At 74.2% G+C, this 22,817-nt stretch carries 22 protein-coding genes; 3 read left to right on the top strand and 19 right to left on the bottom strand.

What is annotated here, in order from left to right; translation table 11 throughout:
• Positions 1 to 29: 29 nt before the first annotated feature.
• The 17 genes from HPC71_RS07070 to HPC71_RS06990 all read right to left on the bottom strand — a co-directional run bounded on the left by HPC71_RS07070 (position 30) and on the right by HPC71_RS06990 (position 18,546).
• Positions 30 to 2,243 carry a [protein-PII] uridylyltransferase gene (locus HPC71_RS07070; RefSeq protein WP_171896398.1) on the bottom strand — a complete coding sequence of 738 codons (2,214 nt, stop codon included), beginning with the start codon at positions 2,241 to 2,243 and terminating at the stop codon, positions 30 to 32.
• Positions 2,244 to 2,298: 55 nt separating this feature from the next.
• A complete protein-coding gene (locus HPC71_RS07065) occupies positions 2,299 to 2,637 on the bottom strand; it encodes a P-II family nitrogen regulator (RefSeq protein ID WP_154612089.1) in 339 nt (112 codons plus the stop codon).
• Between the two features lie 104 nt (positions 2,638 to 2,741).
• Positions 2,742 to 3,080 carry a P-II family nitrogen regulator gene (locus HPC71_RS07060; protein ID WP_166190015.1) on the bottom strand — a complete coding sequence of 113 codons (339 nt, stop codon included), beginning with the start codon at positions 3,078 to 3,080 and terminating at the stop codon, positions 2,742 to 2,744.
• Positions 3,077 to 4,387 (bottom strand): ammonium transporter, encoded by a 1,311-nt coding sequence (locus HPC71_RS07055; RefSeq protein WP_253943934.1) that lies wholly within the window; start codon positions 4,385 to 4,387, stop codon positions 3,077 to 3,079. The genes HPC71_RS07060 and HPC71_RS07055 overlap by 4 nt, the downstream gene beginning before the upstream one ends.
• A gap of 212 nt (positions 4,388 to 4,599) precedes the next feature.
• Positions 4,600 to 5,766 (bottom strand): signal recognition particle-docking protein FtsY, encoded by a 1,167-nt coding sequence (ftsY, locus tag HPC71_RS07050; protein WP_154615015.1) that lies wholly within the window; start codon positions 5,764 to 5,766, stop codon positions 4,600 to 4,602.
• Positions 5,767 to 5,978: 212 nt separating this feature from the next.
• The gene (locus HPC71_RS07045; protein ID WP_154615014.1) at positions 5,979 to 6,173 is read right to left on the bottom strand and encodes a hypothetical protein; all 195 of its coding nucleotides are present in this window, start codon (positions 6,171 to 6,173) and stop codon (positions 5,979 to 5,981) included.
• Positions 6,174 to 6,215: 42 nt separating this feature from the next.
• A complete protein-coding gene (locus HPC71_RS07040; protein ID WP_154612092.1) occupies positions 6,216 to 6,668 on the bottom strand; it encodes an acyl-CoA thioesterase in 453 nt (150 codons plus the stop codon).
• A complete protein-coding gene (smc, locus tag HPC71_RS07035; protein WP_154615013.1) occupies positions 6,665 to 10,225 on the bottom strand; it encodes a chromosome segregation protein SMC in 3,561 nt (1,186 codons plus the stop codon). Before smc ends, HPC71_RS07040 begins: the two co-directional genes overlap by 4 nt.
• 294 nt (positions 10,226 to 10,519) lie before the next feature.
• A complete protein-coding gene (locus HPC71_RS07030) occupies positions 10,520 to 10,723 on the bottom strand; it encodes a hypothetical protein (protein WP_154615012.1) in 204 nt (67 codons plus the stop codon).
• Between the two features lie 138 nt (positions 10,724 to 10,861).
• On the bottom strand, positions 10,862 to 11,761 hold the full coding sequence (gene mutM / locus HPC71_RS07025; RefSeq protein WP_171896396.1) for a bifunctional DNA-formamidopyrimidine glycosylase/DNA-(apurinic or apyrimidinic site) lyase: 900 nt from the start codon (positions 11,759 to 11,761) through the stop codon (positions 10,862 to 10,864).
• A 4-nt stretch (positions 11,762 to 11,765) separates the two neighbouring features.
• Complete coding sequence (rnc, locus tag HPC71_RS07020) at positions 11,766 to 12,653, bottom strand: ribonuclease III (RefSeq protein WP_171896394.1); 888 nt, start codon at positions 12,651 to 12,653, stop codon at positions 11,766 to 11,768.
• Positions 12,574 to 12,759 (bottom strand): 50S ribosomal protein L32, encoded by a 186-nt coding sequence (gene rpmF, locus HPC71_RS07015; RefSeq protein WP_171896392.1) that lies wholly within the window; start codon positions 12,757 to 12,759, stop codon positions 12,574 to 12,576. Before rpmF ends, rnc begins: the two co-directional genes overlap by 80 nt.
• A gap of 63 nt (positions 12,760 to 12,822) precedes the next feature.
• A complete protein-coding gene (locus HPC71_RS07010) occupies positions 12,823 to 13,362 on the bottom strand; it encodes a YceD family protein (protein ID WP_253943933.1) in 540 nt (179 codons plus the stop codon).
• A gap of 108 nt (positions 13,363 to 13,470) precedes the next feature.
• Entirely contained in the window at positions 13,471 to 13,965 is a 495-nt protein-coding gene (gene coaD / locus HPC71_RS07005) for a pantetheine-phosphate adenylyltransferase (protein WP_171896391.1), read from the bottom strand.
• A 13-nt stretch (positions 13,966 to 13,978) separates the two neighbouring features.
• Positions 13,979 to 14,569: a 16S rRNA (guanine(966)-N(2))-methyltransferase RsmD gene (rsmD, locus tag HPC71_RS07000; protein WP_171896389.1), complete on the bottom strand. Its 591-nt coding sequence runs from the start codon at positions 14,567 to 14,569 to the stop codon at positions 13,979 to 13,981.
• A gap of 7 nt (positions 14,570 to 14,576) precedes the next feature.
• Entirely contained in the window at positions 14,577 to 16,856 is a 2,280-nt protein-coding gene (locus HPC71_RS06995) for an ATP-dependent DNA helicase RecG (RefSeq protein WP_171896387.1), read from the bottom strand.
• A gap of 28 nt (positions 16,857 to 16,884) precedes the next feature.
• Positions 16,885 to 18,546 (bottom strand): DAK2 domain-containing protein, encoded by a 1,662-nt coding sequence (locus HPC71_RS06990; RefSeq protein ID WP_154615010.1) that lies wholly within the window; start codon positions 18,544 to 18,546, stop codon positions 16,885 to 16,887.
• 160 nt (positions 18,547 to 18,706) lie between these two features.
• Between HPC71_RS06990 and rpmB the strand changes: the two genes are divergently transcribed.
• Positions 18,707 to 18,892 (top strand): 50S ribosomal protein L28, encoded by a 186-nt coding sequence (gene rpmB / locus HPC71_RS06985; protein WP_171896385.1) that lies wholly within the window; start codon positions 18,707 to 18,709, stop codon positions 18,890 to 18,892.
• Positions 18,893 to 19,066: 174 nt separating this feature from the next.
• Here rpmB and HPC71_RS06980 read toward each other — a convergent pair whose 3' ends face one another.
• Positions 19,067 to 20,041 carry a thiamine-phosphate kinase gene (locus HPC71_RS06980; protein WP_154615009.1) on the bottom strand — a complete coding sequence of 325 codons (975 nt, stop codon included), beginning with the start codon at positions 20,039 to 20,041 and terminating at the stop codon, positions 19,067 to 19,069.
• A gap of 106 nt (positions 20,042 to 20,147) precedes the next feature.
• On the opposite strand from HPC71_RS06980, the gene HPC71_RS06975 reads away from it, so the two are divergent.
• Positions 20,148 to 20,384 carry an Lrp/AsnC family transcriptional regulator gene (locus tag HPC71_RS06975; RefSeq protein WP_154615125.1) on the top strand — a complete coding sequence of 79 codons (237 nt, stop codon included), beginning with the start codon at positions 20,148 to 20,150 and terminating at the stop codon, positions 20,382 to 20,384.
• 84 nt (positions 20,385 to 20,468) lie between these two features.
• Here HPC71_RS06975 and HPC71_RS06970 read toward each other — a convergent pair whose 3' ends face one another.
• Positions 20,469 to 21,590 carry a D-alanine--D-alanine ligase family protein gene (locus HPC71_RS06970; RefSeq protein ID WP_171896383.1) on the bottom strand — a complete coding sequence of 374 codons (1,122 nt, stop codon included), beginning with the start codon at positions 21,588 to 21,590 and terminating at the stop codon, positions 20,469 to 20,471.
• Positions 21,591 to 21,675: 85 nt separating this feature from the next.
• Here HPC71_RS06970 and HPC71_RS06965 point away from each other — a divergent pair, with 85 nt between their 5' ends.
• Entirely contained in the window at positions 21,676 to 22,731 is a 1,056-nt protein-coding gene (locus HPC71_RS06965) for a trans-sulfuration enzyme family protein (RefSeq protein WP_154615124.1), read from the top strand.
• Positions 22,732 to 22,817: the final 86 nt, after the last annotated feature.

Raw genomic sequence — 22,817 nt, 5'->3', positions numbered from 1 at the left:
GGATCGCCCCAGCCACTCCCCGGACAGCGCTACTCCCCCGACAGCGCCGCCCGCACGGCATGGGCCGCCTCGGCCGCACGGCCGTCGTGCAGCGGCCCGGCGTCGGCCTCCTGCACGTAGAACACGTCGACCGCCTGCGGGCCGAGCGTGTCCACGTGGGCGGAGCGCACGGCGACCCCGAGGCGGGCCAGCGCCGCGCAGACCAGGTGCACCACGCCCGGGCGGTCCGCGGCGCGCACCTCGAGGACCGTTGACTGCTCCGAGGCCTCGGGGCGTACGGCGACGGTGGGCGCGAGCACGTCCGGCCCGGTCGGCCGCAGCCGGGCGGTCGCGTCGACCGCTCCCGAGCGGACGGCGTCGTACCGCGTCCGGAGGACCGTGGGGTCCGGGGCCGGGGCGGCGACCTCCCAGACGCTGACCCCGTGCTCGTCCTGGGCCCAGGCGCGGGCCGCGCGGACGGGCAGCCGCTGGAGGGCGAGCACGGCGGCGAGGTCGGCCAGCAGGCCGATCCGGTCGGGGGCGACGACGGTGACCCGCGAGCCGTCGGCGAGCTCCTCGACCGCGAAGGAGACTCCCCCGCGGCGTACCTCGTCGGGGACGGGCAGCTCCTCGGCGACCACGGCCGGTGAGGCCGCCCCGCTGTCGAGGGCTGCCCTGGCGCGGCGCGCGAGGTCCATGACCAACCCGGCCCGCCAGGAGGACCACGCCTTCGGGGAGGCGGCCTTGGCGTCGGCCTCGGTCAGCGCGGTCAGCAGCGACAGCGCCTCGACCGACCTGATCCGGGAGGTGATCACCTCGACGGTGGCGGGATCGTCGGGGTCGCGGGTGGTGGCGGTCTCGGCCAGCAGCAGGTGCCAGCGCACGAGCGTGCCGACCAGCTCGACGGCCTCCTCGTCGAAGCCGATGCGCCGCGCGATGTCACGCGCGATCGGCTCGCCGGCCACGCTGTGCTCGGTCAGGCTGCCCTTGCCGATGTCGTGGAGCAGCGCGGCGACCATGAGCACGTCGGGACGGGCGACGGTGCGGATCAGCGCGGACGCCTCCACGCAGGTCTCCACGACGTGCCGGTCGACGGTGAAGCGGTGGATGGCCGAGGCGTGCGGCAGGAGCCGGATCCGCTCCCACTCCGGCAGGACCGCCGCGAGCGCGCCGGTCTCCTCCAGGGTCTCCCAGGTGTCCAGCAGCCCCCGGCCGGAGGCGAGCAGCCGCACCAGCAGCTGGCGCGCCTCCGCGGGCCACGGGTCCGGCAGCGGCGCGCCCTCGCGGGCGAGCCGCGCGGCCGTCGGCGGCGCGAGGACGACGTCGCGCTCGGCGGCCTCGGCCGCCGCGCGCAGCAGCAGGGCCGGGTCGTCGGCGGGCCGGGCCCGCGCGTCGAGCACCACCTCGCGGCCGGCCAGCGCCACCCCGGGCGCCAGTGGGGTGAGGAAGGGGCGACGTACGCCGACCGCGGCGGGCCGGGCGAGGTAGTCCTCGACGCGGCGCCAGGTCAGCCGGGAGAGGTGGGTGATCCGCCGGCCGAGCTCGCGGACGTGGACCTGCGCGGCCCGTGCGTCCGGCAGCTCAAGGCGGGTGGCGAGGTCCGCCCACATCTCGGGGGTCACCCGGTCGCTGGGCCGGCCGGCGATCTCGTGCACCAGGTCGCGCACGTCGAGCAGCGCCAGACGGACCCGCTCGAGCTCGACGTGGGGCACGTCGACCAGCCAGGTCGCCACGAGCGCGCGCAGCACGGTGGCGTCGCGGATGCCGCCCTCGGCCTCCTTCAGGTCCGGCACCGAGACGTGCGCGACCTCGCCGACCAGGTCGTGGCGCGCGCGGACGAGCCGCTGCACCTCGGGCAGCCGGGCGCGGGCGGCGCGGCGCCACTGGGCGAGCATCGTGGTGCGCAGGCGCAGGGAGAGACCGGGGTCGCCGGCCAGGTGGCGGACGTCGAGCAGCCCGAGGGCGACCTTCACGTCCACCTCCGCTGCGGTCACCATCTCCGGGAGGCCGCGCACCGAGTGGTCGACCCGGGCGCCGGAGTCCCACAGCGGGTACCACAGCCGCGCGGCGACCTCGCCGGGGTCGACGCCGTCCTCGTGGACCAGGACGACGTCGAGGTCGGAGTGGGGCGCGAGCTCGGAGCGTCCGTAGCCACCGACGGCGACCAGGGCCATCCCGGTCTCGGGTCCGCCGACGCCGTCGTAGGCCTTGAGGCACAGCGCGTCGGCCTCCGCGGTGCGGGCGGCACGGCCGGCGGCGGTCACGGCGTCCCGGGCTGCGTCGTGGGGCGGCGGGCGGGGTACGGCGCGTGCTGAGCGGTCACAGGGCCTCGTCGTCACGCTCGCCGGTGCGCACCCGCAGCACCGTGTCCACGGGCGAGACCCACACCTTGCCGTCGCCGATCTTGCCGGACCGTCCGCCGCGCTCGATCGCGCCGACGACCGCGTCCACGTCACCGTCGGCGACGACGACCTCGAGTCGGAGCTTCGGCACCAGCGAGACGTCGTACTCCGCGCCGCGATAGACCTCGGTGTGGCCCTTCTGCCGGCCGTAGCCGCTGACCTCGCTGACGGTCATGCCCGTGACGCCGACGGACTCCAGGGCGGCACGGACGTCCTCCCACTTGTGCGGCTTGACGACCGCGGTGACCAGCTTCATGCGCTTCTCCTGTCGCGACGCCCCCGGTCGGAGGTGCGCCGATCATGCCCGACCACGACGACGGCCCGGCTCCCCCACGCGGGGAGAGCCGGGCCGTCGGGTGCTCACAGGGCTGCTTCGTCCTTGTCGCCGGTGCGGACCCGCACCACCGTCTCGACGGGGCTCACCCAGACCTTGCCGTCCCCGATCCGACCGGTCTGCGCGGTCTTGACGACGATCCCGACGACGTCGTCGGCGTCACCGTCGTCCACCACGATCTCGATCCGGATCTTGGGCACGAGCGCGATGTCGTACTCCGCGCCGCGGTAGACCTCGGTGTGGCCCTTCTGCCGCCCGTAGCCGCTGACCTCGCTGACCGTCATGCCGGTCACCCCGAAGGTCTCCAGCGCCTCGCGGACGTCCTCCCACTTGTGCGGCTTGATGACCGCTGTCACGAGCTTCACGCGTTCGCTCCTTCGTTGACGGGCCGGGTCGCCTGGGCGAGGACGCCCGAGGAACCGCCGGAGGACAGGCTGGTGTGCAGGTCGTACGCCGTCTCGCCGTGCTGGTCGAAGTCGATGCCCTCGACCTCGGCCTCCTCGGCGATGCGCAGGCCGAGGGTGTACTTGATCGCCAGGCCGATGATGAGGGTGACGATGCCGGAGAAGACGATCGCGACGACGGCGCCCAGGGTCTGGTCGCCGAGCGAGCCGAAGCCGCCGCCGTAGAGGAGGCCGTCGATGCCGCCGGCGCCGTCGGCGGTGGAGAAGACACCGATCAGCACGGTGCCGACGATGCCGCCGACCAGGTGGACGCCGACCACGTCGAGGGAGTCGTCGTACCCGAGCTTGAACTTCCAGCTGACCGCCCAGGCGCAGAGCGCACCGGAGATGGCGCCGATGGCGACCGCACCGCTGATGTCGACCGCACCGGCGGCCGGGGTGATCGCGACGAGGCCCGCGACGATGCCGGACGCGGCGCCGAGCGAGGTGGCCTTGCCGTGCAGGATCCGCTCGATGATCAGCCAGCCGAGGATCGCGCCCATGGTGGCGAGGGTGGTGTTGGCGAAGGTGCGACCGGTCTCGGAGAAGAACTGCGCCATGTCGGCCTCGGGGCTCTCGCCGCCGAAGACGATCGAGCCAACGTTGAAGCCGTACCAGCCGAACCACAGCAGACCGGCACCGAGCATGGTGAGGGTCAGGTTGTGCGGACGCATCGGCTCCTTGCCGAAGCCCAGGCGCTTGCCGAGGAGCAGGACCAGCACCAGCGCGGCGACACCGGCGTTGATGTGCACGGCCGTGCCGCCGGCGTAGTCCTGCGCGCCGATCCGGCCGCAGATGAGCGAGTCGTCGGTGCAGCTGAAGACCATGTGGGCCATCGGGAAGTAGCACAGGACCGCCCAGAGCGGGACGAAGAGGACCCAGGCCGAGAACTTCATCCGATCAGCGACCGCGCCGCTGATCAGCGCGACGGTGATGATCGCGAAGGTCATCTGGAACATCACGCCGATGTAGCCGTCGGTGGCGACGCCGTCGAGCCAGAAGAGGTCGAACGGGTTCGCGAAGAACGTCCCGTCGCCGCTGAAGCCCATCGACCAGCCGACCGCGACGTACAAGATGCCGACGATCGCCGCGGCGACGTAGGACATCATCATCATGTTCAGCACGGACTTCGAGCGGGACATGCCGCCGTAGAAGAGCGCCAGTGCCGGCACGGTCATCATCAGGACCAGGGCTGTCGCCACCAGCATGAAGGCGTAATAGCCGTCCACGAATCCTCCAGGTTGTTCTCGGGGAGGCGTCCCGCACGCGCTCGACGTCGCTGTCCGGTGTGGGTCCGCCCGGTACCGAGAACACTCGGGGCGGCAGGTTTCACCGCTCGCCGCTGCTTGTTTCGACCGAGAAACGAGTCCTGGAGTTTTGTTGCGTCCCGGTTACAGGCCGGGCGTGCCGCGTTTGGCCGCGCGGCTCAGTCGGACGGAGGTCAGCCGAGCAGCGCGTCGACGAACGCGCCGGCGTCGAACGGCGCCAGGTCGTCGGCGCCCTCGCCGAGGCCGACCAGCTTCACAGGTACGCCGAGCTCGCGCTGGACCGCGACCACGATGCCGCCCTTGGCCGAGCCGTCGAGCTTGGTGAGCACGATGCCGGAGACGTCGACGACCTCGCTGAAGACGCGGGCCTGGATCATGCCGTTCTGGCCGGTCGTGGCGTCGAGGACGAGCAGCACCTCGGTGACCGGCGCCTGCTTCTCGATGACCCGCTTGACCTTGCCCAGCTCGTCCATGAGGCCGGCCTTGTTCTGGAGGCGGCCGGCGGTGTCGACGATGACGGTGTCGACACCACGGTCGACGCCCTCCTTGACGGCGTCGAAGGCGACGCTCGCCGGGTCGGTGCCCTCCGGGCCACGCACGACCTCGACGCCGACCCGCTCCCCCCAGGTCGCGAGCTGCTCGACGGCGGCGGCGCGGAAGGTGTCGGCCGCGCCGAGCACGACGCTGTGGTCCTCGGCGACGAGGATCCGCGCGATCTTGCCGACGGTGGTGGTCTTGCCGGCGCCGTTGACGCCGACGACCAGGACGACGCCCGGCTGCCCGTCCGCGCCGCTCACCTGGAGGCGACGGTCCATGGTCGGGTCGACCAGGGTCAGCAGCTCCTCGCGGAGCACGGTGCGCGCGTCGGCGCCGGTGCCGCCCTCGACACGCATCCGGGTGCGCAGCCGCTCCACCAGCTCCTGGGTCGGGCCGACCCCGATGTCGGCGGTGAGCAGCGTGTCCTCGATGGACTCCCAGGTGTCCTCGTCGAGCCGGTCGCGGCTGAGCAGCGCGAGCAGGCCGCGGCCCAGGGCCCCCTGGGAGCTCGCCAGCCGCTGGCGCAGGCGCACCAGGCGGCTCGCCGTACCCTCCGGGCGCTCGAGGGCCGGGGCCTCCTCGATCGGCGGGAGCTCGACCTCGGGCTCGATCGTCGCCGGCGGCGAGCTGAGCTCGACGGGCGTCTCGTCCGCCTCCACCGGCGGCTTGACGATGACGTCGGTGTGGGTGTTCGGCAGCGGCTTGGGGCCGCGGCGCCGACCGACGATCAGCCCCGTCACCGCCAGGACGAGGCCGAGGCCCACGAGCGCGACGACGAGGATCAAGATGGCGAGGGCGTCCATGACCTCATCCAATCATCCGCACCAGCAGCCCCCCGAAACACCAGACCCGTCGAGGTGGCACTCCTGCAGCCTCGAGGTGGCACTCGTGCACGGTCGAGGTGGCACCCCTGCAGCCTCGAGGTGGCACTCCTGCACGCTCGAGCCCTGCAGCACTGCCACTTCGGCCCTGCAGCACTGCCACTTCGGCCCTGCAGCACTGCCACTTCGGCGGGTCAGTGGGGGTGGCGGGCGGGTCGGTCCTCGGCCTCGTGGTGCAGCACCGGGGCGCGGTCGGCGAGGCGGGTCATCGCGTCCCCGAGCCACCGCGCCTGGGGCACCTGGTGGCCGCGGTGCGGGAAGGCTACGAAGGTCACCACCAGGCCTGCCACGAGGAGGATGAGCAGCATCACCACCGAGATCGTCAGCATCCCTGATTGTTACCCGTGTGGCGGGTGTGACAGACCTCCGGGTCAGCGCAGGAGGGGCGTCACAGCGGCGCGGATCACGTCCGGCATCGGGGTGACCGGGCGGGCGGGATCGGTGTCGTCGACGTACACGTGCACGAACCGGCCCTCGGCCGCGGCCTCCGCCCCCTCACGCTCCGGGTCGCCCTGGAACAGCCCGATCCGGTAGACCACCGAGGAGGTGCCGACCTTCTCGCAGACCAGGCCGGCCTCGACCGGGGCGGGGAAGCCGATCTCGCGGAAGTACCGGCAGCCGGTCTCGGCCACGATGCCGATCTGCGGCAGCTTCCTGATGTCGAGCCCGGTCGCCTCGTAGAGGTGGGCGTTGACCGCGGTGTCGAACATCTCGTAGTACGTCGCGTTGTTGAGGTGGCCGTAGGCGTCGTCGTCACGCCACCGGGTGGTGATGGTGCGCCACGCGACGTAGTCGGCCCGGGTCGGGCGGGTGCGGTCGGTCATGCCGGCTCCGGCTCGCGCAGCCGCTGGCTGATGACGGCCGAGACGCCGTCTCCTCGCATCGTCACGCCGTACAACGCGTCCCCGACCTCCATCGTCCGCTTCTGGTGGGTGATGACGAGCAGCTGAGAGCTCTCCCGCAGCTCCTCGTAGATCTCGAGCAGCCGCCCGAGGTTGGTGTCGTCGAGCGCCGCCTCGACCTCGTCGAGGATGTAGAACGGCGAGGGCCGAGCCTTGAACAGCGAGACCAGGAAGCACACCGCGACCAGCGACCGCTCGCCACCGGAGAGCAGCGAGAGCCGCTTGACCTTCTTGCCCGCCGGGCGGGCCTCCACCTCGATGCCCGTCGTCAGCATGTCCCCGGGGTCGGTCAGCACGAGCCGGCCCTCCCCGCCGGGGAAGAGCCGGGCGAACGTCGCGTCGAAGGCGCGCTCGACGTCGGCGTACGCCTCGGCGAAGACCTGCTCGACGCGGGCGTCGACCTCGCGCACGATGTCGAGGAGGTCCTTGCGGGTCTTGCGCAGGTCCTCGAGCTGCTCGGTGAGGAAGCGGTGCCGCTCCTCCATCGCCGAGAACTCCTCCAGCGCCAGCGGGTTGACCCGGCCCAGCGTGGCCAGCGCCCGCTCGGCGGCGCGGAGCCGCTTCTCCTGCTCGGTGCGGACGTAGGGCACCGGCTCCGGCGCGGGGTCGTCCTCGGCCGCGTCCGGCGCGGGCGCCACCGGCACCGGGCGGTCGGGGCCGTAGTCGGTGACCAGGACGTCGGGGGCGAGACCCAGCTCCTCGATCGAGCGCTGCTCGAGCTGCTCGATCCGCATCCGCTGCTGGGCGCGGGCGAGCTCGTCGCGGTGGGCGGAGCTGACCAGCTCGTCGTGCTCGCGGCCCAGGTCGCGCAGGCGGGTGCGGACCTCGCGCAGCTGCTGCTCACGACCGGCCCGGGCCTGCTCGACGGCCGCGCGGGCCTCGGCCGCCCGGGTCACCGAGACCTCCAGCCGGGTGAGCACGTGGGCCACGGCCGTGCCGACCGCCTCGGCGGCCCGGCCCTCACGCAGCAGCCGCTCGCGGCGCTGGGCGGCCTTCGCCCGGGCCTCGCGCTCGGCGCGCGCGGCGCGCAGCAGCCCGTCCGCGCGCCCGTGCAGGGCGCGGGCCCGCTCCTCGGAGGTGCGCAGCGCGAGCCGGGCGTCCATCTCGCCCTGCCGGGCGTCGCGGGCGGCGGCGACCAGCCGCTCGCGCTCGCCGGTGTCGGGCTCCTCCTCCGGCGCGTCCTCGGCCGTCGCCAGCCGAGCCTCGAGGTCGGCCAGCCCGGCGACCGCCTGCTCGCGCGCCTCCTCGGCGCGCGCGATGGCCTGGGTGAGCCGCTCGGCCTCGCCGCGGGCGGCGCGGGCCTGCGAGCCGTACTGCCCCAGCTCCTCGGCGACGGCGGCCAGCGTCGCGTCGGACTCGTGCAGCTTGGCCATCGCGACGTCGGCGCGCTTCTGCGCCTCCAGCCGCTCGGCCTCGAGCCGGGAGATGTCGAAGGAGAGCCGCTCCCCCGCCGCGGTGACCTCCGCGAGCCGGGCGGCCGCCTCGTCGACCGCGGCCTGCACCTCGATCAGGCTCGGCCGGCTCGTGGAGCCGCCGGCGGCCGCGTAGGTGGCGAGCACGTCGCCATCGCGGGTCACGGCGGTCACCTCGGGCAGCTGGTCGACCAGCGCGCGGGCGGCGTCGAGGTCGTCGACCACCGCCACGCGGTCGAGCAGGCGGGCCAGCGCCGGGCGCAGCTCGTCGGGGCACTCCACCACGTCCACGGCGTACGTCGCGTGGCCCGGCAGGGCGGGCCGCTCCGCGGGCGCGAGGTCCCCCGGGCTGCCGAGCACCAGGCCGGCGCGGCCGAGGTCCTCACTCTTGAGGTGGGTGATCGCCTCGACGGCGGCGTCCGCGTCGGCGACCGCGACCGCGTCGGCCGCCTGGCCGAGCGCCGCGGCGACCGCGGTCTCGTAGCCGCTGCGCACGGTGACCAGCGTCGCGATCGCCCCGCGCAGACCGGGGAGCGTGTCGGCGGCGGCCAGCAGCGCGGCCGCGCCGTCCTTGCGGTCCAGGCCGAGCTCGAGGGCGTCCTTGCGGGCGGCGAGGGCCGAGCGGTCGCGGTCGGCCTGCTGGGCGGCGTCGCGGACCTTGGCGAGCCGCTCCTCGACGTCGTCGAGCAGGGCGGTGGCCGCCTCGTGCTCGGCGTCGAGGCCCTCCTCCCCCGCGTCGAGGCCGGCGACCCGGGTCTCCAGGGCGGTGAAGTCGCGCTGGGCCCGGTCGGCGCGGGCGAGCGCCTCCTCGCGGGCGGCGCCGAGCCGGCCGACCTCCTCGTCGGCGGCGGTGGCGCGGGAGCGCAGGGCGTTGACCTGGCCGTGGAGGCGGGCGAGCCCCTCGCGCCGGTCGGCGGCGGCCCGCTGGACCGCGGCGATCCGGCGGTCCTCCTCGGCCGCGGCGTCCTCGGCGGCCCGGCGGGCGGCGACGGCCTCCTCCAGCGCGGTGCGGTGCCGGTCGACCTCGGCGGCGGTGCGCTGCTCGGTCTCCCGCATCCGCTCGGCCTCGGCCTCGAGCTCCTCGGGGTCGCGGCCGCCGCGGTGCTCGGTCTCGGCGGTGCCGGCGGCGTTTCGCTTGCGCTCCGCGGCCAAGGACTGGGTCCCGCGCAGCCGCTCGCGCAGGCCGGACAGCGCGAACCAGGTCTCCTGCGCGGCCGCGAGCGCCGGCAGGTCCTCGCGCAGCGCCGCCTCGAGCGAGGCCTCGGTCTCCCGGGCGGCCGCGACGGCCGCCTCGACCTGCTCGCGCCGTTGGAGGATCACCGACTCGTCGGCGAGCTCCTGCTCCAGGGCGGTGCGGGCGGTGACCAGGTCGTCGGCGAGCAACCGGGCGCGGGCGTCGCGGACGTCGGCCTGGACGGTCTGGGCCCGGCGGGCGACCTCGGCCTGGCGGCCCAGCGGCTTGAGCTGGCGCCGGATCTCCCCGATCAGGTCGCCCAGCCGGTGGAGGTTGCCCTCGGTCGCGTCGAGCTTCCGCAGCGCCTTCTCCTTGCGCTTGCGGTGCTTGAGGACGCCGGCCGCCTCCTCGATGAAGCCGCGCCGGTCCTCGGGGGTGGCGTGCAGGATCTGGTCGAGCTGGCCCTGCCCGACGATGACGTGCATCTCGCGGCCGATGCCGGAGTCGGAGAGCAGCTCCTGGACGTCGAGGAGGCGGCAGGTGCTGCCGTTGATGGCGTACTCCGAGCCCCCGGAGCGGAACATCGTGCGGCTGATCGTGACCTCGGCGTACTCGATCGGCAGCGCGCCGTCGGAGTTGTCGATGGTGAGCACGACCTCCGCGCGGCCCAGCGGCGGGCGGCCGGAGGTGCCGGCGAAGATGACGTCGTCCATCTTCCCGCCGCGCAGGGACTTGGCGCTGGCCTCGCCCATCACCCAGGCCAGGGCGTCGACGACGTTGGACTTCCCCGAGCCGTTGGGGCCGACGATGCAGGTGATGCCCGGCTCGAGCTGGAGCGTCGTCGAGGACGCGAAGGACTTGAACCCCTTGAGAGTCAGGCTCTTCAGGTACAACGGGGCTCCCTACACCGGTCGGTCGTCGGCGCTGACTCGGGGCGGCGGTGGCTGCACCGGGGGACGCTCAGCGGCCACAGGGTACCGCTCGGGGGCCCGTGCCGCCGGTGAGCGGCGCGGCGGCGTGTACGACGCGGTGTGTACGACGCGGCGTGGCGACCGGCACCGGGCGACGTCACCGGGGGTCCCCGGGGGTCCCCGGGGGTCACCGGGGGTCACCGGGAGTCATCGGGGGTCACCGGGCGTGCGGGGACGCGGGCCCGGCCGGGGTCGGGCCCGTCGGTCGCGACCTGGTCAGGCCGGCTGCATCTCCTGCAGGCCCGGCTCGCGGTCGAGGATCTCGGCGGCGCGGGTGGCCACGAGCCGGTCGTTCTCCTCGCTCAGGCGCAGCACCAGCGCCTCGAGCTCGCGCACGCGGGCGCGGAGACGGGCGTTGTCCGAGGCGAGGCGGGGGTCACGCAGGTCGCTGTCCAGGTAGCCGATCAGCGCCTTGGCCATGGGGTGTTCCTTCGGGTTCGGGGTGGACGTGCCGGGGGGTGGTCCGGATGCCGGACCGGGGCGGCCGTGGAGGGCCGGCGCGGGGGTCCGCACGCGGGCGGGACCGTCTTCAAGAGTCCCACCCGGGCGCGGGATGCGTCAATCCGGGACGGGCACCACGGGCGGGCGGCCGGCGGGCACCTGCCGGCGGCGCCGTGGGGCCGGCTGGCAGGTGGGGCAGAAGTACGACGAGCGGTTCATGAACGGCACCCGGCGGATCGGCGTGCCGCACCGGTCGCACGGCTCCCCCTCGCGCCCGTAGGCGTGCAGCGAGCGGTCGAAGTAGCCGGACTCGCCGTTGACGTTGACGTAGAGCGCGTCGAAGGAGGTGCCGCCCTGCGCGAGCGCGTCGGTCATCACGTCGTGGACGTGGCCGAGCAGCTCGCGCACCTGGGTGGCGCTGAGCCGGTCCCCCGGCCGCTCGCCGTGGAGCCGGGCGCGCCACAGGGCCTCGTCGGCGTAGATGTTGCCGACGCCCGAGACGAGGTTCTGGTCCAGCAGCAGCCGCTTGATGCCCGAGGTGCGCCGGCGCACGCGACGTACGACGTCGGCGGCGTCGAACTGCTCGTCGAGCGGGTCGCGGGCGATGTGCGCGATCTCCGGCGGCAGGTCCGCGCCGCCGGCCGAGACCGAGAGGCCGCCGAACATCCGCTGGTCGACGAAGCGCAGCTCGCGGCCCTCGTCGGCGCCGTCGAGGGCGAGCCGCACCCGCAGGTGCCGCTCGGCCGGGGCGTCGGGGCGCTGCACGAGCAGCTGACCGCTCATGCCGAGGTGCGCCATCAGCGCGTCGCCGTCGTCCAGCGGCAGCCAGAGGTACTTGCCGCGCCGGCGGGCGCCGACGATCCGCCGGCCGACGAGCGCCGCGGCGAAGCCCTCGGGCCCGCGGGGGTCGCGGCGGACCGGGCGCGGGTGGAGGACGTCGACGCGGGTGATGGCCGCGCCGAGCACGTGGCGCTCGAGGCCGGCGCGGACGACCTCGACCTCGGGCAGCTCCGGCACGGGCTCAGCCCGGCTGCGAGGTGCCGGCAGAACTTCCGGCAGAACTTCCGGCAGAGGCCCCGCCAGCGGTCCCGGCGGTGCTGGTGGCCGCGGCGGCGGCGGGGTCGGTGACCCCGAGCGCGTCGGCGATCTCGCCGTAGGCGGTCTCCGCGGCGGCCTGCTCGGCCTCCTTCTTGGAGCGGCCCACGCCGTTGCCGTAGAGCTTGTCGCCGACCCGGACCTGCGCGGTGAAGGTCTTCTGGTGGTCGGGGCCCTCGTCCTCGATGACGTACTCGGGCACGCCGAGGGCGTGCTCGGCAGCGAGCTCCTGGAGCGAGGTCTTCCAGTCCAGGCCCGCGCCCATGGCCGAGGCGGCCTCGATGAGCGGGTCGAAGAGCCGGTGGACCACGCGCGCGGAGGTCTCGAAGCCGCCACCGGAGAGGTGGACGGCCCCGATGACCGCCTCGACGGTGTCGGAGAGGATCGAGGCCTTGCCCCGACCCCCCGTCGACTCCTCGCCACGACCGAGCTTCACGTGGTCGCCCAGGCCGATGGCCCGACCCACCTCGGCCAGCGCGCGGGCGTTGACGACCGCTGCGCGGAGCTTGGCCAGCCGACCCTCGGAGAGGTCGGGGTGGGTCGTGTAGAGCGTCTCGGTCACGACGACGCCGAGCACCGAGTCACCCAGGAACTCCAGGCGCTCGTTGGTCGGCAGGCCGCCGTTCTCGTACGCGTAGGAACGGTGCGTGAGCGCACGCTCGAGCAGCTCGGGGTCCAGCTCCGGGTCCCCGAGCGCCTCGCGCAGCTCGACGTAGTTGGTCAGTGGACCGGTCTCAGATGACCTGACGACGGTCGGCGCGAGCGCCGTACTGACCGCACGCGCCGCACGCACGGTGCGGGAGGTGCTTGGCACCACAGGCGGGGTTCGCGCAGGTCACCAGGGTGGGCGCGACGGCCTTCCAGGCCGACCGACGGTGACGCGTGTTGCTGCGCGACATCTTCCGCTTCGGGACTGCCACTGTTCTCTCCTCGTTCTGGACCGGTGGTGCCGGCCGTTCCTGGCTTGGTGCTCGCGGGACCGGTCAGTCCTGCGAAGTGCTGCTGGGATCATCCTGCTTCAGGGCCGCGAGGCCCGCCCACCGCGGGTCGACCGGCTCCTCGTGCGAGTGGTCCGGGTCCTCGGCCAGGCGTGCACCGCACTCGGTGCACAGGCCGGGACAGTCGTCCTCGCACAAGGGCTGGAACGGCAGTGCGAGCACCACCGCGTCCCGCAGCAGTGGCTCGAGGTCGAGCAGGTCGTCCTCGAGCTTGCTGACCTCGTCGTCCTCGTCGGGGTCGCCCTGGTGAGCCGGGTCGTCGTAGACGAACAGCTCCTGGAACGTGACCTCGGAGTCCTCCTCGATCGGTTCCAGGCACCGTGCGCACTCGCCCTCGAGCACGGCTCGCGCCGTGCCCGTCACCAGCACGCCCTCCATGACCGCCTCGAGGCGCAGGTCGATCTCGACCGGCGACCCCTCGGGGACCTTGAGGACTTCGATGCCCAGATCTGGCGGTGCCGGCACCGTCCGCGTCACCTGTCGCTGGGACCCCGGGCGGCGGCCGAGCTCGCGGGTGTCGAGCACGAGCGGCGCTCTCGGGTCCAGGCGGTTCAGATGATCACTTCCGGGTCCGGGCACGTACAGATCAGCGAGAAGACTAACCGCCGTGCGGCCGATCGGACAAAACGCAGGTCAGGCGCCACCGGCACGTCGCTCCTCCACCCGCGCGGTGAGGCGCTCGAGGACGAAGCCCGGGACGAACGGCGAGACGTCGCCGCCGAAGGACGCGACCTCCTTGACCAGGCTGCTGGAGACGAACGACCACTGCGGGCTGGTCGGCACGAAGACGGTCTCCACCCCGGTGAGCGAGACGTTCATGTGGGCCATCGGCAGCTCGTACTCGAAGTCGCCGGGGCCGCGCAGGCCCTTGACGATCGCGACCACGTCGTTCTCCGCGCAGTAGTCGGTGAGCAGGCCGGTGAAGCCGTCGACGCGCACGTTGTCCCACTCCGCGCACGCCTGCTCGAGCATCGCGAGGCGCTCCTCGGGCTCGAAGAGCCGGCGCTTGGAGGCGTTGACCCCGACGGCGACGACGACCTCGTCGAAGAGGGCGGCGGCCCGGCCGATGATGTCGAGGTGGCCGCGGGTGACGGGGTCGAAGGACCCCGGGCAGACGGCTCGGCGCACGTGGGGCTCCGCTCTAGTCGTCGATGGACTCCTCGTCCGTGGCGTGGGCGGCGCGACCGTACCAGAGCACCGTCTCGCCGTAGCGCCGCTCCCGGACCGGCTCGAGGCCCGGCGGCCAGGTGGGCTCGGGGCTGCGGACGGAGCGCTCGACGACGACCAGCGCGTCGGGCACCAGCCAGCCGTGCTCGACCAGCGCGGCGAGGTCGCGGGCCAGGCTCGGCTCGTCGAGGGGGTACGGCGGGTCGCTGAAGACCACGTCGTACGGCGCGGCCGGGTGCCGCAGCAGCGTCGTGCCGACCGAGGCCGCCACGACGTCGGCGCGGGCGAAGCCGAGCGTGCGGGCGTTCTCGCGCACCAGCGCCGCGGTGCGCCGGTCCTGCTCGACGAGGGTCACCACGCCGGCCCCCCGCGACCAGGCCTCGAGCCCGACCGCGCCGGAGCCGGCGTACAGGTCGAGGAAGCGCAGGCCCTGCAGCGAGCCGCACCACGACTCCACCGCCGAGAACAGCGCCTCGCGCACCCGGTCGCTGGTGGGGCGGGTCGCCGACCCGCGCGGCACGGCGATGCGCCGGCCGCCGGCCGAGCCCCCGATGATCCTGGTCACGACGTCCTCACGACTTCTCGATGAACTCGCCGGCGGAGAGCTCCATCTCGCGCACGGCGGCCGCCAGCTCCGGGGCCGAGGCGAGGTCCGGGTCGCGGTCCAGCAGCGCCTCGGCCGTGCGCCGGGCGGCGACGATGGTCTTCTCGTCCCGCAGGACCCGGAGGTTCTGCAGGCTGGAGCGGAAGCCGGACTGGCTCGTCCCGAGCACGTCGCCCTCCCGGCGCTGCTCGAGGTCGACGCGGCTCAGCTCGAACCCGTCGCTGGTCGAGGCGACCGCGTCGAGGCGCTGGCGCGCGGGCGTGCCGGCCTCGGCCCGCGAGACGAGCAGGCACAGGCCGGGCAGGCCGCCGCGGCCCACGCGGCCGCGCAGCTGGTGGAGCTGGGAGACGCCGAACCGGTCGGCGTCGAGGAGCACCATGGCGGTCGCGTTGGCGACGTCGACGCCGACCTCGATGACGGTCGTGGAGACCAGGACGTCGATCTCGCCGGCGGCGAAGGCGCGCATGGTGCGCTCCTTGTCCTCGGCCCCCATCCGGCCGTGCAGGGCGCTGACCCGCAGCCCCGCCAGGGGGCCGTCGGCCAGCTCGGCCACGACCTCCTCGACGGCCGCCAGCGGCGGGCCCGTGCGGGCCGCGCGGTCGGCGGTCTTCGCGTCCCCGGTCGCCGCGGAGTCCTCGTCGAGCGGCGCGTCCTCGCCGCCCTGCTCGAGCTCGTCGCCCGCGATGCGCGGGCACACGACGTACGCCTGGTGCCCGGCCGCCACCTCCTCGCGCACGCGCTCCCAGACCCGCCCGATCCAGCCGGGGTGCTCGGCGACCGGCACGACGTTCGTCTGGATCGGGGCGCGCCCGGCGGGCAGCTCGGCGAGCGTGGAGGTCTCCAGGTCACCGAAGACGGTCATCGCGACCGTCCGCGGGATCGGGGTCGCGGTCATCACCAGGACGTGCGGGGGCGTGCCGGCCTTGTCGGTCAGCGCGGCCCGCTGCTCGACGCCGAAGCGGTGCTGCTCGTCGACGACGACCAGGCCGAGGTCGAAGAAGCTGACGTTCTCCTCCAGCAGCGCGTGGGTGCCGATGACGATGCCGGCCTCGCCGGTGGCGATCCGCAGCAGCGGCTCGGTGCGCTGGGCCTTGGTCATCGAGCCGGTGAGCAGCTCCACGCAGGTCGCCTCGGGGGCGCCGCCGAGCATCCCGCCGGCGGCGAGGTCGCCGAGCATCGCGGTGATCGAGCGGTGGTGCTGCTGGGCGAGCACCTCGGTGGGCGCGAGCAGGGCCGCCTGCCCGCCGGTGTCGACGACGCGGAGCATGGCGCGCAGCGCGACGAGGGTCTTGCCCGAGCCGACCTCGCCCTGGAGCAGCCGGTTCATCGGGTGCGGCTCGGCGAGGTCGCGCTCGATCTCCTCCCCCACCTCGCGCTGGCCGCCGGTCAGCTCGAAGGGCAGCCGGGCGTCGAAGGCCGCCAGCAGGGCGCCGTCGCCGCCGGTGCGGGCCTGGGCGCCGACCGCGCGCAGCGCCCGGCGTCGCCGGGCGAGCACCAGCTGGGTGACCAGCGCCTCCTCGAAGCGGTAGCGCTTGAGCGCCGCCCCGACCTGGGTCCGGTCGTCGGGGGCGTGCACCCAGTCCAGGGCGGTGCGCGCCGGCAGCAGCCCGTGCTCCTCGCGCACCTCGGCCGGCAGCACCTCGGGCACGTCGTCGACGACGCTGCGGGCGAAGGTGATCGCGCGCTGGAGGTCCCACGACTCCACGCCGCCGGTGAGGGGGTAGATCGGGTAGAGCGCGCCCAGCGCGTCGAGCTCGGCCTCCGGGTCCGCGGCGTCGCGGGGACCGCCGGGGCCGCCCTCGGGGCCGGGGCCGAAGAGCACCATCTTGGGGTTGGTCAGCTGCCACTCCCCCCGGAAGGCGTTGACCCCTCCGACGAACAGCCCGCGGCGGCCGACCGCGAGGCGGCGCTGGTTCCACTCCGCGACGTGGCGGCCCTTGGCGAAGAACGACATCCGCAGGCGCGGGCCGTCGGTGGTCAGCACGACGTCGAGGCGGTACGCCGGACGGCCGGTGCGCCGGTCGTTGTAGGTGCGCACGTCGGCGGAGACGACCTGCCCGACGACCGTGACGATCTCGCCGGGCCGCAGGTCGTCGACCTTGGTCAGCTCCTTGGTCTCGACGTACCGGCGCGGGAAGTGGTGCAGCAGATCCCCCACGGTGCGGATGCCGAGCTTCTCCTCGATCTTGGCGCGCTTGGTCTTCTGGTCGCCGAGCACGGCGGCGACCGGGGTGTCGACGGTGATCACGCGGTTGCTGCTCCCCTCACCCGTGCGCTCACTCCACCGAGACCAGCAGCGGGTAGCGCTCCTGACCACCGTCGTACACGACGACGTCGACAGCCGGGTAGCGCTCCTCCACCCAGCCGGCGCAGCGGGTCGCCAGCGCGCCCTCGGGATCCTCGGCCCCGGCCACGATCGTCACCAGTTCGCCGCCACCGCCGAGGAGGCGCTCGAGCACCTGCGTGGCGACCGTGAGCTGGTCGTCTCCGACGACGACGAAGTCGCCCGCGACGACGCCGAGCACGTCGCCCACCTCGCACGGGCCGGCCATCGTCATCGCGCGCCGGGCCGCCACCGTCACCGCGCCCTGGCGGGCGTGCCGGGCGGTGGCGGTCATCTCCAGGACGTCCTGGTCGAAGGAGCGGCCGGGCTCGTGGACCGCGAGCGCGGCCAAGCCGGAGACCTGCGCGGCCGTGGGGATGACCGCCACCCGCAGCCCCTCCTGCGCGTCGTTCTCGGCGGTGCTCGCCGCGACCTGCGCGACGCGGACCGAGTCGTGGTCGTTGGGCAGGACGACGACCTCGGAGGCGCCGCAGGAGGTGATCGCCTCGAGCAGCTCACCGGTGCTCGGCCGGCGGCCCGGGCCGCCGCGGACGACGACCGCGCCGGCCTCCTCGAACAGCCGGGCCAGGCCCGGCCCCGCGGCGACGGCCACGACGCGGCGCCCCGCGCGGTCGGGGGTGCGGCGGCGCACCTCGGCGACCTGCTCGGCGAAGTGGGTCACCCGGACCCGGTGGGGCCGCCCGGCCTCGATGCCGGCCTCGATGGCGGCGCCGACGTCGTCGACGTGCACGTGGACGTTCCACAGGCCCTCGCCACCGACGACCACCAGCGAGTCGCCGAGATCGGCCAGCGCCTTGCGCAGCGGCGGGATCCGGTCGTCGTCGGCGTCGAGGAGGTACATCACCTCATACGACGGCCCGTCCGGGGACAGCTCGTGGCGCACCGTCGCCGGCTGCGGGATCACGTGGCGGCCCAGGGGCGCGGTGACCGGGACCGGCCGCCGGCCGGTCAGCACCGTCTCGGCCGCGTCGAGGACGACGCTGAGCCCGCGGCCGCCGGCATCGACGACACCGGCGTCGCGCAGCACGGCGAGCTGCTCCGGCGTACGCGCCAGGGCGGTGCGGGCGGCCTCGGCGGCGGTGGCGAAGACGTCGCGGGCTCTCGTGTCCGGCTGGCTCGCGCGCTCGATGGCGGCCTCGGCGGCGGCGCGGCCGACGGTGAGCATGGTGCCCTCGACGGGCTCCCCCACGGCGGCGTACGCCGCGTCGCTGGCCTGGCGCAGCGCGTCGGCCATGACGCTCGCCGTGCGCTCCCCGGGGCCGCTGGCCGCGATCCGCCGCGCGATCGCGCCGAGCATCTCGCTGAAGATCACCCCGGAGTTGCCGCGCGCGCCCAGCAGCGCGCCGCGGGCGAGCGCCGCGAGCGCGACGTCGAGGTCGGCCTCCGGGTCGCCGCCGCCGGTCGCCTCGCGCACCGCGTCGCGTGCGGCGGAGACCGTGAGCCACATGTTGGTGCCGGTGTCGCCGTCCGGCACGGGGTAGACGTTGAGGGCGTCGACCTCCTCGCGCGCCTCGGCCAACGCCTCGACGGCGATGTCGACGAAACGCAGCACCACGGCCAGCGAGATCGCGCCGCCGCCCGGCACTTCCTCCATCTGCGTCCTCGGATTGGTCGTGAGCGGTCCCCGCGGGGATGATGAGGGGACAGGGTATGGCCTCGGCCGCGATTTCCCGGCGGACCCGGGTCTCCGATATTCTGTTCCGGTTGCCCGCCCTGCGGGCCCCTCACACGCAATCGATCATCAGGAGTTCACGGTGGCTGCCGTCTGCGACATCTGCGCCAAGAAGCCTGGCTTCGGCAACAACCGGCCGTGGTCGCGCAAGATCACGAAGCGTCGTTTCGACCCCAACATCCAGCGGGTTCGCGCGACCATCAACGGCACGCCCAAGCGGCTCAACGTCTGCACCGGCTGCCTGAAGGCCGGCAAGGTCACTCGCTGACGCGAGTCGATCTCCTCGGAGGCCGTCACCCCTGTGGGGTGGCGGCTTCCTGCATTTGTCGAGGTTCGCCCGCCGGCGAGCGCGTGCGCTCGTTGTCACGCGCTGTCCGACGATCTGCCGCACAGTTCGACTGTCTACCGCGCGTTGCATGCGGCTGCCGGGCACGGCCCGGGTTCAGAAGTGGGTCCAGCCGGTGGGGCCCTCGTAGGCCGAGCCGTCGACGGTGACCGTGCCGATGGTCTCCTCGGCGGCCTCGAGCACCTCCCCCACGACCGCCCAGCCGGCCGGGACGTCGGCGGGGTCGAAGGTGGCGAGCAGGGCGTGGTCGTCGCCGCCGCCGAGGATGAACCCGAGCGGGTCGGCCCCGAGCGCCGCGCCGACGGCGTGGAGCGGCTCGGCCACCTCGAAGGCGCCCCGGCGCACGTCGATCCGCACGCCCGAGGCCCCGGCGAGGTGGCCGGCCTCGGCGAGCAGGCCGTCGGAGACGTCGATCATCGAGGTCGCGCCGGCCTCGGCGGCGACCAGCCCGGCGTCGTACGGCGGGGTGGGTCGGCGGTAGGCCTCGACGAGCACGCGCGGGGAGCGGAAGCCGCGGCCGAGGACCGCCAGGCCGCCGGCCGCCCAGCCCTGGCGTCCCTGCAGCGCGAGCACGTCGCCGGGCCGCGCCCCGGAGCGCAGGACCGGGGCGACCGTGCACGCGCCGAGCACGGTGACGGCGATGACCACCTGGTCGGCGCGGGTGACGTCCCCGCCGACGACGCTCGCCCCGACCAGCGCGCACTCCTCGGCGAAGCCGCGGGCGAAGTCCAGCGCCCACTGCGCCTCGAGCTCGGCCGGGGCGGCCAGGCCGACGGTCAGCGAGGTGGCCCGGCCGCCCATCGCGTTGATGTCGGAGAGGTTCTGCGCGGCCGCGCGGTGGCCGACGTCCTCGGCCGAGGCCCAGTCCCGGCGGAAGTGCCGGCCCTCGACCATCAGGTCGGTGGAGACGACGACGTGCCCGGTGCGCACCCGGAGCACGGCCGCGTCGTCACCCGGCCCGACCAGCACCTGCTCCCCCTGCTCGAAGAGCCGGGTGAGCTCGGCGATCAGCCCGAACTCCCCGACGTCGGCCAGGGTCGCACCAGCGGGGAAGGGAGCAGTCGCAGCCATGACCCCATCCCACCAGACGCCCGACCCGCGCCGGACTGTCGGGCCGGGCTGACCACGGGGTAGGTTGACCGCCGAACCTCAGTCCAGCAGCAGGGAGAGCACCACGATGGTCGTCCAGGCGTACATCCTGATCCAGACCGACGTCGGCAAGGCGGCGGAGGTCGCCCGCGAGATCGCTCAGGTCAAGGGTGTCACCCTCGCCGAGGACGTCACGGGCCCCTACGACGTCATCGTCCGCGCGGAGGCCCGCAACGTCGACGAGCTCGGCAAGCTCGTGGTCGCGAAGGTGCAGACCCTCGAGGGCATCACCCGGACCCTGACCTGTCCGGTCGTCCACATCTGAGGACGCAACACACGCAGCGCCGTACGACGCCCCGCACCCGCTCCGGGTGCGGGGCGTCGTGCCGTTCGGGGACAGGCAGGCGGGTCAGCGCAGGCCGGTTCCGCGCGCGAGCGCGAGCCGGATGAGCCGGTCGACCAGGGAGCGGTAGTCCAGCCCGCTGGCGGCCCACATCCGGGGGAACATCGACAGCGGCGTGAAGCCGGGCATCGTGTTGATCTCGTTGACGACCAGGGAGCCATCGGGGAAGACGAAGAAGTCGACCCGCGCGAGGCCCTCGCAGCCGATCGCCTCGAACGCCCGGGCCGACAGCTCGCGCAGCCGCGCCTCGACCTCCGCCGGCAGGACCGCCGGGACGTCGAGCTCGGTGGCCTCCTCGGGGAGGTACTTGGCGTCGAAGTCGTAGAACTCGTGGTCGCCGGTGATCCGGATCTCGGCCGGCACGCTGGTCTCGGTCGTCCCGTCGAGCGCCTGCAGGACGCCGCACTCGATCTCGCGGGCGCCGGTGGCGCACACCTCGACGAGGACCTTCGGGTCGTGGGCGAGGGCCTCCTCGAGGGCGGCGTCGAGGCCCGAGGCGTCGTGGACCTTGGAGATGCCGATGCTGGAGCCGCCGCGGGCGGGCTTGACGAAGAGCGGGTAGCCGAGCTCCGCGGAGCGCTCGCGGCACGCCTGCGGGTCGGTCGACCACTCCCGCGCGGTCACCACGACGCTGGGCATCACCGGCAGGCCGGCGGCGGTCAGCACGACCTTCATGTAGGCCTTGTCCATCCCGATCGCGGAGGCGAGGACCCCGGCGCCGACGTACCGGACACCGGCCATCTCGAGCATCCCCTGGATCGTGCCGTCCTCGCCCCAGGGGCCGTGGAGCAGCGGGAAGACGACGTCGACCTCACCCAGGCTGCGCGGCGGCCGGGAGGCCTCGGCGAGGATCAGGTCGGTGCTGCTGACGTGCGGGGCGAGGTTCACCGTGGCTCGCTCGCCGTCCACGCTCGGCATCCGGTCGGCACCGTCGCCGGCCCCGATCCGCAGCCGCTCGGTCTCGCCGGACTCCAGCACCCAGCGGCCGTCGCGGGCGATGCCGATCGGCACCACGTCGTACTGCTCGGGATCGATGGCGGCCAGGACGCTGCCGGCGGTCACGCACGAGATGGCGTGCTCGCTGGAGCGGCCACCGAAGACGACGGCGACACGAGGCTTGCGGATCACCGTTCGACCCTACCGACCTAGGGTTGGGCTCATGACCGCGGACGCGCCCGACCACCTGACCGACCTGGACGACCACCTCGCGGCGATGGGCGCCGGCACGCGCGCGGTGCACCTCGGACGCCCGCCGCACCAGCCCGACCAGCCGCTCAACGAGCCGATCACCCCGGCCTCGACGTTCGTCGCCGGCGGCGACCGGGAGTACGGCCGCTACGGCAACCCGACGTGGGCGGCGTTCGAGACCGCCCTCGGTGGGCTGGAGGGCGGCCGGGCGCTGGCGTACTCCTCGGGCCTCGCCGCGGTCGCGACCGTGCTCGACCTGGTGGGCCACGGCGCGACCGTCGTCGCCCCGCGCAACTGCTACAACGGCACGATCCTCCAGCTGGCCGACCTCGAGGCCCGGGGCCGGCTGCGCACCGAGCTGGTCGACGTCACCGACACCGACGCCATGGTCAAGGCCTGCGAGGACGCCGCGCTGGTGTGGCTGGAGTCCCCCACCAACCCCGCCCTCGAGGTGGCCGACCTGCCCACGATCATCGCGGCCGCGCACGAGGCCGGGGCGTACGCCGTGGTCGACAACACCTTCGCCACCCCGCTGCTGCAGCGCCCGCTCGAGCACGGGGCGGACCTGGTCGTGCACTCGGTGACCAAGTACCTCGCCGGCCACAGCGACGTCCTCATGGGGGCGATCGTCACCGCCGACGACCAGCTCCACGGCGTGCTCAAGGGCCGCCGCGACCTGATCGGCGCCGTGCCGGGCACCTTCGAGGCCTACCTCGCGCTGCGCGGCCTGCGCACGCTGCACCTGCGGGTCGAGCGCGCCCAGGCCAACGCCGCGGAGCTGGCCCGCCGACTCGGCGAGCACCCCGCGGTCGGGGAGGTGCGCTACCCCGGCTTCGGCGGCATCGTCGCGATCGTGCTGGCCCAGGGTGCGATGGCCGCCGACCTGCTCACCCACAAGACACGCCTGTGGGTCCACGCGACCTCGCTCGGCGGGGTCGAGTCGACCTTCGAGCGGCGCCGCCGGTGGAAGTCGGAGCCGGCCACCATCCCCGACGCGCTCGTGCGGCTCTCGGTCGGCGTCGAGGACGTCGAGGATCTCTGGGAGGACCTGCGGGTCGCCCTGGACGACCTCACCGGCTGACCGCGCCCCGCTGGTCGAGCAGCGAGCGCCAGCGAGCGTGTCGAGGCCCGGTGACGTGCCCACCGCCGCGGGCGGCGTACCGGGTC

Source organism: Nocardioides marmotae (genome assembly GCF_013177455.1).
Taxonomy (GTDB): domain Bacteria; phylum Actinomycetota; class Actinomycetes; order Propionibacteriales; family Nocardioidaceae; genus Nocardioides; species Nocardioides marmotae.
Note: the sequence above shows the minus strand (reverse complement) of the source record. Positions and strands in the feature narration are given on the sequence as shown.

What these genes read in the sequence shown, in the direction of transcription:
- HPC71_RS07030 (WP_154615012.1), bottom strand. Translation starts at nt 10,723, where the DNA reads ATGGCCAAGGCGCTGATCGGCTACCTGGACAGCGACCTGCGTGACCCC.
- HPC71_RS06980 (WP_154615009.1), bottom strand. Translation starts at nt 20,041, where the DNA reads ATGGCTGCGACTGCTCCCTTCCCCGCTGGTGCGACCCTGGCCGACGTC.
- HPC71_RS07045 (WP_154615014.1), bottom strand. Translation starts at nt 6,173, where the DNA reads ATGCTGACGATCTCGGTGGTGATGCTGCTCATCCTCCTCGTGGCAGGC.
- HPC71_RS07040 (WP_154612092.1), bottom strand. Translation starts at nt 6,668, where the DNA reads ATGACCGACCGCACCCGCCCGACCCGGGCCGACTACGTCGCGTGGCGC.
- HPC71_RS06965 (WP_154615124.1), top strand. Translation starts at nt 21,676, where the DNA reads ATGGGCGCCGGCACGCGCGCGGTGCACCTCGGACGCCCGCCGCACCAG.
- ftsY (WP_154615015.1), bottom strand. Translation starts at nt 5,766, where the DNA reads ATGGACGCCCTCGCCATCTTGATCCTCGTCGTCGCGCTCGTGGGCCTC.
- HPC71_RS06975 (WP_154615125.1), top strand. Translation starts at nt 20,148, where the DNA reads ATGGTCGTCCAGGCGTACATCCTGATCCAGACCGACGTCGGCAAGGCG.
- HPC71_RS06990 (WP_154615010.1), bottom strand. Translation starts at nt 18,546, where the DNA reads ATGGAGGAAGTGCCGGGCGGCGGCGCGATCTCGCTGGCCGTGGTGCTG.
- HPC71_RS07065 (WP_154612089.1), bottom strand. Translation starts at nt 2,637, where the DNA reads ATGAAGCTGGTCACCGCGGTCGTCAAGCCGCACAAGTGGGAGGACGTC.